Here is a 14,635-nt window from a genome sequence, read left to right as displayed (position 1 = left end):
TCCCGGAAACCATCGAGGCTAAGCGTTTCTTACGAATGAGTCGTTTTGGCATAAGTCCTGCTGGTTGCTTGTTACGCTCACCGGAGAAGCAAGCAACCAGAAAGGCAGCCGACGATGACAGAGACCCTGACCACCGCCGTCACCGGGATTTCCGCACAGGACCACGACTGGCTCCGGCTCAAGGCCGCCGCCACCGCACTGCAGGCGCTCCAGGTCCAGGACGGGTCCGTCCCCAACCCCGCGGACCACGGGGAGGCAGCGCAGTACGTGGATGCCATTGTGGCCGCCATCCGGGCCCTGGCCCCCGCCTTTCCGCACGACGCCGACTACCTGGACGCCGCCTGCAAAGACTTCGAGGCATGGGCCGCCGGCGGCTTTCCTGTCCCCGACTTCCTCTCCTCGCTCCTGGCCTTCCAGCCGCAGGAGCACCGCCGCGACGGGCTGCAGCACCTTGTGGTGTTCCCGATGTACACCCAGAACGGCAGCAGCAACAGGCTGGTGGAGGCTGTGCTGGTGGAGGTCATCTGGCCCGAATTCATCGCCGGACTGGAGGCCGGGGACTACTCGAACAAGCTGTTCGTCCCCATCCGGTTCGTCGACTTCACTCCCGGCTACGACACGAACTCGGCCGTCCTCTTCCCCGAGACTGTGGCCGTCAGCCAGACCCCCACGTTCACATGGGGCGCCATCTTTGCCGACCGTGAAGCCGCCCGGTTCCGCCGCGTGCTGAAGGCCGCCGCGGAGATCACGGCCCTGGAGCTGCCGGAGGCCGCCGCGGAACTGCTCGCGGACCAGGACCTCACCGAGGCCACCTTCGTGATGTGGGACCTGATCCACGACCGGACGCATATGCGCGGGGACCTGCCGTTCGATCCGTTCATGATCAAGCAGCGGATGCCCTACTTCCTGTATTCGCTGGAAGAACTGCGCTGCGACCTCACGGCCTTCCGCGAATCGGTGCGGATCGAAAGGGACGACGACGCCGACCCCGACGCACGGCGGCACGCGAAGCTCGTACAGTACGCAATCATCTTCGACCGCATTTTCCGCTTCGCCATCACCGGCAGCCGGGTCCGCAACTACGATGGCCTGGGCGGCCAGCTCCTCTTTGCCTGGCTGCACCAGCACCACGTGCTGCACTGGACGGATACCCGGCTTACCATCGACTGGGATGAGGTGGCGGACGCCGTGATCGCCCTGGGTGCCAGCATCGACGAACTCTACTGGCGGTCCATTGACCGTCCCAAGACCGCCCACTGGCTGGCGGCCTACCAGCTGGTTTCGGCCACCGTCACGCCCAACCCCGCCTCCGTCTGGGCCAAGGGCCCGGACGCGCTGCCGTTGGCGGGGACGCCCCGCGGACTCACGGACCAGGTGCTGGACGACGAGTTCCCGCTGTCCATGTTCTACGAGGCACTGGAGAAGAAGATGCGCCCCGTCATTGAGTCCACCGCCGGGATCACCGGCCGCACCGCGCTGTGAGCAGCGCCGGTCCGGCCGGGGGCGCGCCCTCCGCCCGGCCGCTCACTGTCCTGGTGGCCGGCGGCAGCGGCGCGTCGGGAATCGCCGTGGCGCGGGCACTTGCCGCCGCGGGGCACCGGGTGGCCACGGCGGGCTCCGACCAGGCCCGGATCACGGAGGCAGCGCGGAAAGCGGGCGACGGCGTCAGTCCCTTTGCGTGCGACCTGGCGGTTTTGGCGGACGTCCGGCGGCTGCGCGACGACGTCACCGGCGCCTTGGGGGCGGTGGACGGCGTGATCCACCTGGTGGGCGGCTGGCGCGGGGCCAAGGGCATCGCGGACCAGTCCGACGACGACTGGGACTTCCTGGAACGCGGCGCCATCACCACGCTGCGCAACGTGTCACGCGTCTTTTTCGACGACATCGCCGCCTCCACGTCGGGAAGGTTTGCGATGGTTTCATCCACTGCCCTGGATCAGCCCGCCGCAGCGGTCGCCAGCTACGTGGCGGCGAAGGCCGCCGCGGAAACCTGGACCATGGCCATGGCCGATGGCTTCCGCCAGGCCTCAGGGAGCAGCGGGAGCCCGGCGGCCGCCACCATCCTGGTGGTCAAGGCGCTGGTGGACGATGACCTGCGCCGCGCCCATCCCGAGCGGAAATTCCCGGGGGCAACGGACGTAACTGACCTGGCTGCCGCCGTCGTCCGGCTTTTCACCACTCCGTCCGCCGAACTCAACGGCGCCCGGCTCCGGCTGGCGGACTGACCGCCTGTCTGGCTTTGCCTGGCGTAGCAGTACCTAAACTGAAAGCGTGAGCAACCCTATGACCACCACAGCAGAAACCCGTGCGGCGCTGCGGCTGCATGATCCCAACGTGCGCGGATTTGCCTCCGACAACTACTCCGGGGTCCACCCGGAAGTCCTGGCGGCCCTTGCCGCAGCCAATGGCGGACACCAGGTCTCCTACGGCGAAGACGACTACACCGCGCGGCTGCAGGAACTGATGGTTGACCACTTCGGCCCAGGCATCGAATGCTTCCCCGTCTTCAACGGCACCGGCGCCAACGTCCTGTCGCTGCAGTCCCTGCTCCCCCGCTGGGGTGCCGTGGTATGCGCCTCCACCGCCCACATCAACATGGACGAGAACGGGGCACCGGAACGCATCGGCGGCCTAAAACTCCTGCACGTACCCACGCCGGACGGGAAACTGACTCCTGAACTGATCGACCGGGAGGCCTGGGGCTGGGGTGACGAGCACCGAGCCCAGCCGCTCGCCGTCTCCATCACCCAGACCACGGAACTGGGCACCTGCTACACGCCGGAAGAAGTCCGTGCCATCGCCGACCACGCGCACGCCAGGGGCATGAAGCTGCACATGGACGGGGCGCGGCTGGCCAACGCGGCAGCCCACCTGGGCGTGCCCCTGCGCGCCTTCACCCGGGACGCCGGCGTCGATATCCTGTCCTTCGGCGGCACCAAGAACGGGCTGCTCTTCGGCGAAGTAGTGGTGGCACTGAACCCGGAAGCCGCGCATGGCCTGGTCTACCTGCGCAAGATGGACATGCAGCTGGCCTCCAAGATGCGTTTCATGTCCGCCCAGTTCATCGCCCTGCTGGAAGGCGACCTGTGGCTGCGCTCGGCCGCACACGCCAACGCCATGGCCACCCGGCTGCGTGCCGCCGTCGACACCATTGAGGGCGTCCGGCCCACCCAGGAAACCGAATCCAACGGAGTCTTCGCCATCCTTCCCCCGGCACGGCGGACCGTCTGCGCAAGTCCTTCCGGTTCTACGACTGGGATGAGGCGAAAGGGGAAGTCCGGTGGATGTGTTCCTTTGACACCACGGAGGAGGATGTCGATACCTTTGCTGCCGCGATCCGCCATGAGCTCCGGGGATACCGCGCCAGCCAGGCCGGGTGAGCGGCCCCGACGGCGAGCCTTCCTGCCCCGGCCCGTCCCGCCCCGTAATCTGCCAAGGTGAACGCACTGGACCAGGTTCCCCCGGATTTTCTCCACGCCTTGGGAACCCTCAGGAAAGCCCGCTGCCGGAAGGAACTTCGCCTCGCGGAGATCCCAGCCCCTGCGCGGCTGGCACCCTTCGCCGTCGCGCTGGGCGCAGAGGTGATGGCACCGGGCGCCGCAACCCCGGCCACGCCGGTCCACGGACCTGCGGCCATGGCGTTTGCCGCCGCATCCGGAACGGCCGCCCCGGGACCGGCGGACGAGGACGAAACGGAGCTGGCTACCGGACGCTTCATCCTGCTGCACGATCCGGATGGCTCGGCGGTCTGGGACGGCGAGTTCCGGATTGTCACCTACATCCGTGCAGAGCTGGAACCGGAAATGGGCAACGACCAGATGCTGGGAACCGTGGCGTGGACCTGGCTGGTGGAGGCGTTGGAAAACCACAAGGCGGCATACCGGGCCGCCGGCGGCACCGCCACCCGCGTCCTCTCCGAAAGCTTCGGGACACTGGCCGGGCGGCCCGGGTCCATCGACATCGAACTCCGCGCCTCCTGGACGCCCGCTTCCTCCGATGTCCAGGCCCACCTTGAGGCCTGGTCCGACATGGTGTGCACGTTCGCCGGCCTGCCGCCGCTCCCCGACGGCGTCACCGCACTCCCACCCCGTCGGCGAAGCCAGCAGAACGGTTATGGGGCAGCCCGGTAAACTGGGGGCATCATGACCCCAAACATTCCGGAAAACACCACGGCCGGCGTCCCGGCTGCTGCTGCCGCATCCCACATCACGGTGGAGGGCTTTGACAGCCCCATCCCCGAAATCATCGACCTTGACTCCCCCGGGACGGCGTTCCGCTGGTCATCGAAACTGCGTCCGGCCTGGAGCGGTGTGCCGCGGCCATTGCCGCCGGCACCGGACCCGCCGGCGTGGACGCCGAGCGCGCATCAGGTTTCCGCTACGGACAGCGCGCCTTCCTGGTCCAGATCCGCCGCGAGGGCGCCGGAACCTGGCTGATCGATCCCGAACCGTTCGAGAACCTGGACATCATCAACGACGCCCTGCGGGGCGTCGAATGGATCCTGCACGCCGCCACCCAGGACCTGCCCTGCCTTTCCGAGCTCGGGATGTGGCCGGACAAGCTCTTTGACACCGAACTCGCCGCGCGCCTGGCCGGGCTGCCCCGGGTAGGCCTGGCCGCCGTCATCGAGCAGCTGCTGGGATTCGGGCTTGCCAAGGAACACTCCGCGGCCGACTGGTCCACCCGGCCCCTGCCGGAGCCCTGGCTGCGCTATGCCGCCCTGGACGTGGAAGTCCTGACCGAACTGCGTGAGGAACTTATCGAGCTGCTGGAGGCGGACGGGAAACTGGAGTACGCCCAGCAGGAATTTGCGGCAATCCTCGCAGCGGGCATCGCTCCCCCGCGCGTTGACCCGTGGCGGAAGACCTCGGGCCTGCACCAGATCCGGGACCGCCGCCAGCTGGCCGCAGTCCGCGAACTGTGGCTGGAACGCGACTCGCTGGCGCAAAAACGCGATGTGGCACCGGGCCGGCTGCTCCCCGACTCGGCCCTCGTCGCCGCGGCGAAGGCCATGCCCGCCACCGTCCCACAGCTGCTCACCACCAAGGGGTTCCACGGGCGCGCTGCCCAGCGCGAAGCGCCGCGGTGGCTGCGCTGCATCGCGGCCGCCCGGGACCTGGAGGACCTGCCACCCCTGCACCTGGCCACCAACGCCCCGCCGCCGCCGCGGGTCTGGGCCGACCGCGATCCGGAAGCCGCTGCCCGCCTGGCCACGGCCCGGCCCCTGCTCCAGGCGAAAGCCGAGGAATTGAACCTCCCGCTGGAGAACCTCCTGACGCCCGACTACCTCCGGCGCGTGGCCTGGCGGCCGCCCGCGGACGTCACTGAAGACTCGATTTCCGCGGAATTGCGGACCCTGGGCGCCCGCCCGTGGCAGGTGGAACTCGCGGCTCCGCTGATCTCCGCCGCCTTCCTGGACCCGCAGCCGCTTCCACCCAAGGAACCCAAACAGGCCGCTGCGGCGGCCGGCCAATAACCTTTTCGCGTCAGCCCTTGCAGGCTAAGTTACTCACGAGTAACATCGGTGTGACCGACGCCAGGTGAGTGCCGCACTCCGGCATGCGCCCGGCGCTACGTCTCGATGAGGAGTTACACGTGAGCCAGCACGGAAGCGGCGCATCCCCGCGCACTGTCCGCGACGTCGTCTTTGTGGACGGCATCCGCACACCCTTCGGCAGGGCCGGCGAGAAAGGAATTTACGCCGGAACCCGGGCCGACGACCTGATCGTGAAGTGCATCCGCGGCCTCCTTCGCCGCAACCCGTCCCTGCCTTCGGAGCGGATTGATGAGGTGGCCATTGCCGCCACCACCCAGACCGGCGACCAGGGCCTCACCCTGGGCCGGACCGCCGCGCTGCTGGCCGGTCTCCCCGGACGGTCCCCGGCTTCGCCATCGACCGGATGTGCGCCGGTGCCATGACGGCCGTCACCACCACGGCCGGCGGCATCGGATTCGGCGCCTACGACGTGGTGGTTGCCGGCGGAGTGGAACACATGGGCCACCATCCCATGGGCTCCGGCGCCGACCCCAACCCCCGGTTCATGTCCGAGCGGCTGGTGGACCCGGCAGCCCTGAACATGGGAAACACGGCCGAGAACCTGCACGACCGCTTCCCCGCCATCACCAAGCAGCGCACCGATGCCTACGCGGTGGCCTCGCAGGACAAGCTGGCAGCCGCCTACCGGGACGGCAGGATCCAGCCGGACCTGGTTCCCGTTGCCGCCCGGAAGCCGGGCGAGGGCTGGACCGTCCACAGCAAGGACGAACCGCCGCGCCCGGGCACCACCATGGACGACCTGGCCGCCCTGCGCACGCCGTTCCGGGCCCACGGCCGGGTTACTGCCGGAAACGCCGCCGGGCTGAACGACGGCGCAACCGCCGCTGTCCTTGCCTCCTCCGAGGCCGCCGCAGAGCTGGGGCTGCCCGTGAAGATGCGGCTGGTGAGCTACGCCTATGCGGGGGTGGAGCCCGAGGTGATGGGCATCGGCCCCGTCCCGGCCACCGAGAAAGCACTGAAGAACGCCGGGCTGACCATCGGGGACATCGGCCTGTTCGAGATCAACGAGGCGTTCGCCGTCCAGGTCCTGAGCTTCCTTGACCACTACGGCATCGCCGACGACGACCCCCGGGTCAACCGGTACGGCGGCGCCATCGCCGTGGGGCACCCCCTTGCCTCCTCCGGTGTCCGGCTGATGATCCAGCTGGCCCGCCAGTTCGAAGAGGACCCCTCCGTGCGGTACGGGATCACCACCATGTGCGTGGGCCTTGGCATGGGCGGCACCGTGATCTGGGAGAACCCGCACCACCCCGACTACAGCGGAACCCCCTCCGGGAAGACCGCCGCCGTTTCCGAAGGAGCCATGGCATGAGCGCCGCAGATTACCGCAAGTTGGCGGACCTTTTCCCCAACGAAACCGTGACCCACTCCTATGTGCAGGACATCGCCCTGCCAGGCACGGCGGGCAGGCCCAGCCCGGGCACCTTTGCCCTCGTCACCCTGGACAACGACCTGGACCACACCAAACCCACCACCCTGGGCCCCAACACCCTGGTGGAGCTCGGCACCGTCCTGGAGGGCCTGCGCGACCGTGCGGCCCGTGGCGAGATTGTGGGCGTCGGTGTGACCGGCAAGCCGCATTACCTGGTGGCGGGCGCGGACCTCTCCGCCGTGAAGTCGCTGGAAAAGCGTGAGCACGGGCTGTGGATGGCACAGCTGGGCCACGACGTCTATGCAACCCTGGCAAACCTTGGCGTCCCCAGCTTCGCCTTCATCAACGGCGCCGCGCTGGGCGGCGGCCTGGAAATCGCCCTGCAGTCCACCTACCGCACGGTGTCCACGGGGGCGGGTGCCCTGGCGCTTCCGGAAGCCTTCCTTGGCCTGGTGCCCGGCTGGGGCGGCGTCTACATCCTTCCCCGCCTGGTGGGCCCGGAAAATGCCGTAAAGGTCATGATCGAAAACCCGCTCAGCAACAACCGCCCCCTCACCGGTGCGCAGGCATTCGGCATGGGCATCGCCGACGCCCTCTTCGAGCCTGCCGACTTCCTGGAACAGTCGCTGGCCTGGGCGGCCGGTGTCATCTCCGGTGAGGTGGTCCCGGAGCGGGCCAACGCCGTCGACCCTTCCTCCCCTGACGCGGCAACCCGCTGGGCCGCCGCGGTGGACGCGGGGCGGGCCTTCGTCGAGGCCAAGACCTCCAACGCCTCCCCAGCCCCAGCCAAGGTCCTGGACATCCTCGAGGCAAACCGCACCATGATAGCGGCGGAGTCCGCCGCGCTGGAATGCGACACACTGGCCGGGCTGATGCAGACGGATGAGTTCCGCTCTACCGTCTACGCCTTCCTCGACCTGGTGCAGAAGCGTGCCAAACGCCCGGCCGGCGCCCCTGACCGCAAGCTGGCCCGGCCCGTCACCAAGGTGGGCGTGGTGGGCGCCGGACTGATGGCCGGCCAACTGGCCCTGCTTTTTGCCCGCCAGCTGAAGGTGCCCGTGGTCCTGACCGACATCGACCAGGCGCGCGTGGACAAAGGCGTTGCGTACGTCCACGCCCAGGTGGACAAGCTGCTGGCCAAGCAGCGCCTAAGCCAGGACGCGGCCAACCGGACCAAGGCGCTGGTGACGGGCTCGGTGTCAAAGGACGCCTTCGCTGACGCCGACTTCGTGATCGAGGCCGTCTTCGAGGAACTGCACATCAAGAAGCAGGTCTTCGTCGAGCTGGAAGGCATCGTGGCGCCGGAGTGCATCCTGGCCACGAACACGTCCTCGCTCTCCGTGACGGAAATGGCCGCGGACCTGCAGCATCCCGAACGGCTGGTGGGCTTCCACTTCTTCAATCCCGTGGCTGTGATGCCGCTGCTGGAAATCGTGCGCGCCCCGCGCACGGACGATGCCGTGCTGGCCACCGCCTTCGAACTGGCCAAGGCGCTGAAGAAGAACGGCGTGCTGGTCAAGGATGCGGCCGCGTTCGTGGTCAACCGCATCCTGCTGAGGCTCATGGGGGAAGTCACGGCGGCCTTCGACGAGGGCACCCCGGCGGAGGTGGCGGACGCCGCGTTGCGGCCCATGGGGCTGCCCATGACGCCGTTCACGCTGCTGGCCATGGTGGGCCTGCCCGTTGCGCAGCATGTCCAGGAGTCCCTGAACGCCGCCTTCGGCGACCGCTTCCCGGTCTCCGATAACCTCAAGAAGCTCATCGACAACAACGTCAAAGCACTGTGGGAGACCGCCCCGGACGGTTCGCGGACCATCCCCCAGTCCACGATTGAGCTGCTGTCCTTTGGCTCCAGCCCGTCCACGGCGGAGCAGGTGCTGCACCGCGTCCAGGATGCCCTGGCTGAGGAAATCGGCCTCATGCTGGACGAGGGCGTCGTCGCCGGACCCGAGGACATCGACCTGTGCATGATCCTGGGCGCGGGCTGGCCCATGTTCCTGGGTGGCATCACGTCGTACCTGGACCGGGTGGGGGCCGCGGAGCGGGTCAACGGCAGGCGTTTCCTGGCACCGGGCGTCGCGTCCCCCGCCGCAGGGTAACCGGCACCAGGCCGGCAGCCAGGACGGTGGGTGCTGCCTGTCAGGCCGGGGTCAGCCGGCCGCCGTCGAGCGTCAGGAGCCGGTGCGCCGCCGTCCGTGCGTAGCCCAGGTCATGGGTGACCAGCACGACGCCGGCGCCCGCCGCTGCTGCCGATCCGACGGCGGCGTCCAGCAGGGCCAGCCCGTCCCCGTCCAGTGCCACGGTAGGTTCGTCCAGCGCCAGGACGGCGGGCCTGCGCGCCAGGACGGTGGCCAGCGCCAGGAGGCGCTGGGCGGATGCCGGCAGCTCGGCGGGGTGCTCGTCGGCGGCCTCCGCCAGCCCGACGGCCTGAAGCGCCGCGGCGGCGCGGCCGGCAACCATGTCCCGGCCCACCAATCGCTCCAGCCCGAAGCTGACCTCCCGCAGTACGGTCCGTTCAAACAGCTGGTCGCGCGGCTGCTGGAACAACAGGCCCACGGATGCAGCGGTCCGTCCGACGGGGTCGCTTGAGATGTCGCTGCCGCTGACCAGGACAGTTCCCGCGGTGGGTCGCAGCAGCCCGTTGAAGTGCCGCAGGAGCGTCGATTTTCCGGCGCCGTTGGGCCCGGTGACCGCCACGATCTCCCCCGGGTGGACCTGCAGGCTGATGTCCTGCAGCACTGGGGTGCCTGTGTTCAGGCCGCCCGCCGGTGCCGCCCTGCCCCATCTTCTGCGGCTTTCTTTTCCGCGAACCTGCGGGTCCGGGTAAGCGAAGGAGACGCCGCGGAGCTGCAGGGCAGCCGGCCCCGCCTGCCGGGCTGCAGGCCGCCTTGGCGGTACCGCGGACTCCGGCACGGCAGGACGCCTGATTGCCCGGGGCAGCACTGGCGGGACACCGCCATCGTTGGCATGCCCCGCTCCCATACCGGCGGGATGCCCCGCTGCCGTGACCATGCCCCCAGCGAGTACCACCCATGTGTCTGCGTCCAGGAGCAGGGCGTCGACCACCTGGCTGAGGATTACGACGGCGGTACCCCGCTTCAGCAGGTCCAGGACCAGGGTGGCAAGATCCTCCGCCCCTGCCGCGTCCAGGGAGGCGAAGGGCTCGTCCATGACCAGCACAGGAGGTCCGGCGATGATGGCGCAGCCGATGGCCAGCCGGCGGAGCTGGCCACCGGAAAGCGTCCCGGGGTCCTGGTCCAGCAGGCCCTGAAGTCCCAGCAGCCCGGCCGTGCGCTGCACCGCCGCCTGCATGTCACCACGCCCCGTACCGGCATTCTCCAGTCCAAACGCGAGTTCCTCCGCAACCGTGGCGCGGACGGTGGACAGCACGGCGCCGGGGTCCTGGGGGACAAAGCCCACGTGGCGGCCCCACTGGGCGGGATCGATCCGCGGGTCCCCCGCGCCGCCGGCAAACTCCAGGCGCGTGCCGGACAACTCAAGGAACCCTGCCAGCGATCCGTGGCCGCCCGGAGGCAGCCACCCGGCCAGCAGGCGGCCCAGGGTGGACTTCCCGCTTCCGGAGGCGCCCAGGATGGCCGTGAAGGAGCCCGGTGCAAGAGATATGGCGACATCCTGCAGGGCCGGGACCTGCCCGTCGTGGAAGGTGAAGTGCCGGATCCCGGCGGCCAGCACCGGCTTGCCTGACGTGGCCGCATTACTGGCATTACTGGCATTGCCCGCATCACTGGCATTGCCTGCATTACTGTCATTGCTGGCATTGCCCGCATTACCGGCGTTGCGTTGGCCGCGGGACACCATGGGCTCAGCCACCTGCGCCCGCCTGCACTACCCGGAGAACCACTGCCGCCAGGGCAGCGAGCACCAGCACGATGCGTACTGTCCGCTGCCGGCCGGAATCAGGCACCTCGCGGTAGCTGGTCCGCGGCCCGGTGTTGCTGAGTCCCCGGGCTTCCAGGGCGGCAGCACGGGTGCCGGCATCATCGATCAGGGAGAGGACCAGCGGAACGGCCTGCAGCCGGAACGCGCCCAACCTGGACACCAGGCTGCGGGAGACCACCAGGCCGCGTGATTCCTGGGCCTGCCGGATACGCTGCGCCCGGGCGGCGATGGCAGGCAGCAGGGTCAGGGTGGACGCCAGTACGAAGGCGAACCGGCCCTGTACGCCGCGGGCGGACAAGGCCGCCACGAGGTCGGGCACGCGGACGCTGAAGGAGAACAGCAGGAGGGCCAGGACCACGGCCGCCAGCTGCAGGAACCGCTGCCCGGCGAAGGCCAGGCCCTCCTGGGTGATACGGGCAGGTCCCCACTCTGCCAGGACGGTCCTGCCCTCCGGGAAGAACAGTCCGTGCAGCCACAGCAGCGACAGGCCAAGCGGGACCAGGACTGCCGCAGCCGCCGGGAGCACCCGCCGGGCCGTGCCGCCCGCCACGGACAGGCCAAGGCAGGCGGCAACCACGGCGAGGGACAGCGGCCAGGTGCCGGCCGCCGTCGTAATGGCCGCCGTGGCCGCGGCAGCCGTCAGCGACGTCAGCGGGTTAAGGCGTTCCCGCCTGGCCGACGCTGCCGTCCTGCCTGCCGATGATGCCGTCACAGCGTTGCGGTCAGCCCTTCCGTGCAGAATCCGGGGAGGTGCCCTGCGCGGGACCGTGCCCGGGCCCCTGTGCGGGAGCGTCAGCCGCGGCCTCCACGGGGGTGTTGCCGGCCAGGACCCGGTGGCGTCGCACGAAAGGGAACTGCAGGCGTGCCCTGCGGGGCAGCGCATAGACCAGGATGGCCACGACTGTGAACACGATGGCCTTGTCCATAGGGTCGGAGATCAGTGCCTGCTTGGTGATCGCGGCCAGGAGGGTGTCCCCCATGGCCCGGAAGGCGCTGACGATGGCCCCCGTGGCCACGCCGGAGGTGCCCCCGAAGACGAAGGCGGCCACCGGGGCGGACACCACGCCGGCGATGATTCCGGTGGCGAAACCGGCCACGGGAGCCAGGTAGAAGCGGCGGAAGAGGCCGTAGCGTGCTGCCAGCCCGGCGAGGCAGCCAATGAGCGCGGCGCCGGCTGCGAACGGAAGCACCGTGGGGTTGAAGAAGGACCAGACGATGCTGCTGAGCGCTCCGGTGGCGGCACCGGCGGCCGGGCCGGCCAGGACCGCGATCAACACCGTGCCGATGGCGTCGAGGTAGAAGGGAACCAGGGTGCTGCCAACGAACTGGCCGAGCACGATGTTCAGGACCAGGGCCACCGGAATGAGCACCAGGGTGGACGCGGGCAGCGTGGGCAGGACGGCGACGATCAGCAGGACTGCGCCTGCCAGGAAGCCGGTGAGGGCGATCAGGGCCGATGCGCTGCCCGGACCTCCGGTGATGTCTGCCGGCTGGTTGAGCACCAGGTAGACATAGGTGGCCGCGATGGCCAGGGCGCCGAGGATCTCCAGCAGCCGGCGGCGGGCCGCCGGGCGTTCCTGGGACGGAAGCGTCAAAGAGGGCGATGACATGGGGAATGTTCCTTTGGGTGCAGGCAGTGGCCCGGCAGTGCCGGGCCGGAGTGTGGCTGCCTATGTCACCTCGGCAGCAGCCGGCGGCAACTGCGCCGGGCCGGTCCGTGGCCCATTCTACCGGCCATCGTCCGGCAGCGTCCCGTGCCGGGTGGCCCGGTCATGACGGGTCCGCCCCTGCCCTGTCAGCCAACCCGGCGGGCCAGGCTTCCGATGGCGGACACGAGTTCGCGGAACGCCTGCTCCGGGTTGTTGCTGTCGACAATCCTGGCGTTTGGGGGTGTGCCCCAGAGCCCGCGGAAGTCGGCCACAGTGGTTCCCGCCAGGAGCGGCGAATCCGTTTCGACGTCCACGGTGGCGGTCCGCGCCGTGTACTCGAGCGTGCCTGCCGCGACTCCTGCGGCGAAGAAGTCGTGGACGTGGGCCAGGTATCCCTGGTCGTAGAGCCGGTGGAATTCAAAGTAGAACCGCAGGGCATCTGAAAGGTGCCTGATGAGGGTGTTGTCGGAGGTGCTGCGCCGCCCTTCCGGCTGTTCCGGGAGCAGCAGTTCGGGAACGCCGGCACCCGCGGCCCGGGCCAGCGCCGTGACGTGGGCCGGGTGCAGTTCCATGCGTTCGGTGGTGTCAAGGGAGCAGACGATGGGGAGTTTCTCCAGCGGCCTTCCCCGGTACGCGGCGTAGACCTCCTTGGCGGCGTGCGGATCCACGTGCGTGTTCCACTCGGCGGTGGGGGTGGTGTTGCCTTGGTGGTAGAAGGCGCCGCCCATGATTACTGCCTTGGCCAGTAGGTTGGGCAGTTCCGGTTCCTTGCGCAGGGCCAGGGCGAAGTTGGTCAGCGGTGCGGTGATGAGCGCGGTGAGCTCGCCTGGCCTGGCCCTGGCATGTTCGATCCAGAGGTCCACGGCGTCCCGGTCGCAGAGCAGCCCGGCGGGTTCGGGCAGCACGGCGTACCCGATCCCTTGCGGTCCGTGGGTCTCAGGGGTGGTGAGCAGCGGGATGGACAGGGGCTGGCGGGCACCAACCGCCACCTGGACCCCGGACCTGCCGCACAGTTCCAGCAGGGCCAGGGTGTTGCGGGCAACCTGGTCCGCGTCCACGTTGCCGGGAGAGGCCGTGACCGCCACGATCTCCGTGTCCGGGAGGGCGGCCAGGTAGGCAAGGGCCAGGGCGTCGTCGATCCCGGTGTCAACATCCAGGAGGTAGGCGGGCACGGCGGCCTAGAAGAGCGCGACCTTGGGCACTGCCGGGAAGATCCCGTCCAGGTCAGCCAGGTCTTCGGGCGTGGGGACCCAGTTCGCCGCTTCCGCGTTCTGCCTGACCTGCTCCGGCCTGGTGGCCCCGGCGATGACGCTGGCCACCGAGGGCTGGGCGGCAAGCCAGGAGAAGGCCACCTCGATTTCAGTCAGCCCGCGTTCCTTCGCGAAGGCGCTGAACCGGCCCAACTGGTCCCAGTCGGCGTCGTCCACCATGTTGGTGCGGGTGTGGCTGAGCCGGGACCCCTCCGGGGCATGGCCCGGTGAGTACTTGCCGGTGAGGAGTCCGTTGGCCAGCGGGAAGTACGGCAGGACACCGAGCCCGAACTCCTCCGCGGCGGGCGTCACCTCGAGCTCGGCACGGCGGTCCAGGAGGTTGTAGTGGTTCTGGGTGGAGATGAAGCGGGCCGTGCCCAGTTCGCGGGCCACGTACTCCGCCTGGGCGATCTGCCAGCCGGAACGGTTGGAGTGGCCGATGTAGCGGACCTTGCCGCTGCGGACCAGGGTGTCCAGCGCCGCGAGGGTCTCATCGATGGGGGTCAGCGGATCCGGGGTGTGGAACTGGTAGAGGTCGATCCAGTCCGTGCCGAGGCGCCGCAGCGAGGCCTCCACCGCCTGGATGATGTAGCGCCGCGACCCGCGGGCGCCGAAGTCCGGCCCGCTGCCGCCCTTCATGTCCATGCCGAACTTGGTGGCCAGGACGACGCCGGAGCGCTTGTTTCCGAGAGCCTTGCCGAGCATGGTTTCGCTCAATCCGGGCTCCCGCCCATAGGTGTCGGCAACGTCGAAGAGGGTGATGCCGGCATCCACCGCTGCGTGGACGACGGCGTCCGTGGCGTCCTGCGTCTCGGTGGCGGTATTGGCGCGGCCAAGGTTGTTGCAGCCAAGGCCCACGGTGGAGACGGTCAGGCCGGATTTTCCAACGCGGCGGTAACTGGTCAAG

9 protein-coding genes and 3 pseudogenes are annotated in these 14,635 nt (G+C 69.2%); 7 read left to right on the top strand and 5 right to left on the bottom strand.

Annotation, left to right across the window (positions count from 1 at the left end; translation table 11 throughout):
- Positions 1–114: 114 nt before the first annotated feature.
- The 7 genes and pseudogenes from OUO20_RS05095 to OUO20_RS05065 all read left to right on the top strand — a co-directional run bounded on the left by OUO20_RS05095 (position 115) and on the right by OUO20_RS05065 (position 9,028).
- The gene (locus OUO20_RS05095) at positions 115–1,482 is read left to right on the top strand and encodes a DUF6421 family protein (RefSeq protein ID WP_268002952.1); all 1,368 of its coding nucleotides are present in this window, start codon (positions 115–117) and stop codon (positions 1,480–1,482) included.
- Positions 1,479–2,225 carry an SDR family NAD(P)-dependent oxidoreductase gene (locus OUO20_RS05090; RefSeq protein WP_134164357.1) on the top strand — a complete coding sequence of 249 codons (747 nt, stop codon included), beginning with the start codon at positions 1,479–1,481 and terminating at the stop codon, positions 2,223–2,225. The genes OUO20_RS05095 and OUO20_RS05090 overlap by 4 nt, the downstream gene beginning before the upstream one ends.
- Before the next feature lie 58 nt (positions 2,226–2,283).
- Positions 2,284–3,380 (top strand): annotated as a pseudogene (locus tag OUO20_RS05085) (threonine aldolase family protein).
- Between the two features lie 57 nt (positions 3,381–3,437).
- On the top strand, positions 3,438–4,130 hold the full coding sequence (locus tag OUO20_RS05080; RefSeq protein ID WP_056393644.1) for a DUF3000 domain-containing protein: 693 nt from the start codon (positions 3,438–3,440) through the stop codon (positions 4,128–4,130).
- A 12-nt stretch (positions 4,131–4,142) separates the two neighbouring features.
- Positions 4,143–5,476: pseudogene (locus OUO20_RS05075) on the top strand (HRDC domain-containing protein).
- 119 nt (positions 5,477–5,595) lie between these two features.
- Positions 5,596–6,869, top strand: a pseudogene (locus tag OUO20_RS05070) (thiolase family protein).
- Complete coding sequence (locus tag OUO20_RS05065; RefSeq protein WP_268002951.1) at positions 6,866–9,028, top strand: 3-hydroxyacyl-CoA dehydrogenase NAD-binding domain-containing protein; 2,163 nt, start codon at positions 6,866–6,868, stop codon at positions 9,026–9,028. Before OUO20_RS05070 ends, OUO20_RS05065 begins: the two are co-directional and overlap by 4 nt.
- 40 nt (positions 9,029–9,068) lie before the next feature.
- Here the strand turns inward: OUO20_RS05065 and OUO20_RS05060 are convergent, their stop codons facing one another.
- The 5 genes from OUO20_RS05060 to OUO20_RS05040 form a co-directional block, all read right to left on the bottom strand.
- Positions 9,069–10,760 carry an ABC transporter ATP-binding protein gene (locus tag OUO20_RS05060; protein WP_268002950.1) on the bottom strand — a complete coding sequence of 564 codons (1,692 nt, stop codon included), beginning with the start codon at positions 10,758–10,760 and terminating at the stop codon, positions 9,069–9,071.
- Complete coding sequence (locus OUO20_RS05055; RefSeq protein WP_268002949.1) at positions 10,753–11,541, bottom strand: energy-coupling factor transporter transmembrane component T family protein; 789 nt, start codon at positions 11,539–11,541, stop codon at positions 10,753–10,755. Before OUO20_RS05055 ends, OUO20_RS05060 begins: the two co-directional genes overlap by 8 nt.
- 10 nt (positions 11,542–11,551) lie before the next feature.
- A complete protein-coding gene (locus tag OUO20_RS05050) occupies positions 11,552–12,439 on the bottom strand; it encodes a hypothetical protein (protein WP_056393637.1) in 888 nt (295 codons plus the stop codon).
- Positions 12,440–12,624: 185 nt separating this feature from the next.
- The gene (locus OUO20_RS05045; RefSeq protein WP_268002948.1) at positions 12,625–13,650 is read right to left on the bottom strand and encodes a nucleoside hydrolase; all 1,026 of its coding nucleotides are present in this window, start codon (positions 13,648–13,650) and stop codon (positions 12,625–12,627) included.
- 6 nt (positions 13,651–13,656) lie between these two features.
- The gene (locus OUO20_RS05040; RefSeq protein WP_268002947.1) at positions 13,657–14,634 is read right to left on the bottom strand and encodes an aldo/keto reductase; all 978 of its coding nucleotides are present in this window, start codon (positions 14,632–14,634) and stop codon (positions 13,657–13,659) included.
- Between the last annotated feature and the right edge of the window lies 1 nt (position 14,635).

This window comes from Arthrobacter sp. FX8 (genome assembly GCF_026723805.1).
Lineage (GTDB): Bacteria > Actinomycetota > Actinomycetes > Actinomycetales > Micrococcaceae > Arthrobacter.
Note: the sequence above shows the minus strand (reverse complement) of the source record. Positions and strands in the feature narration are given on the sequence as shown.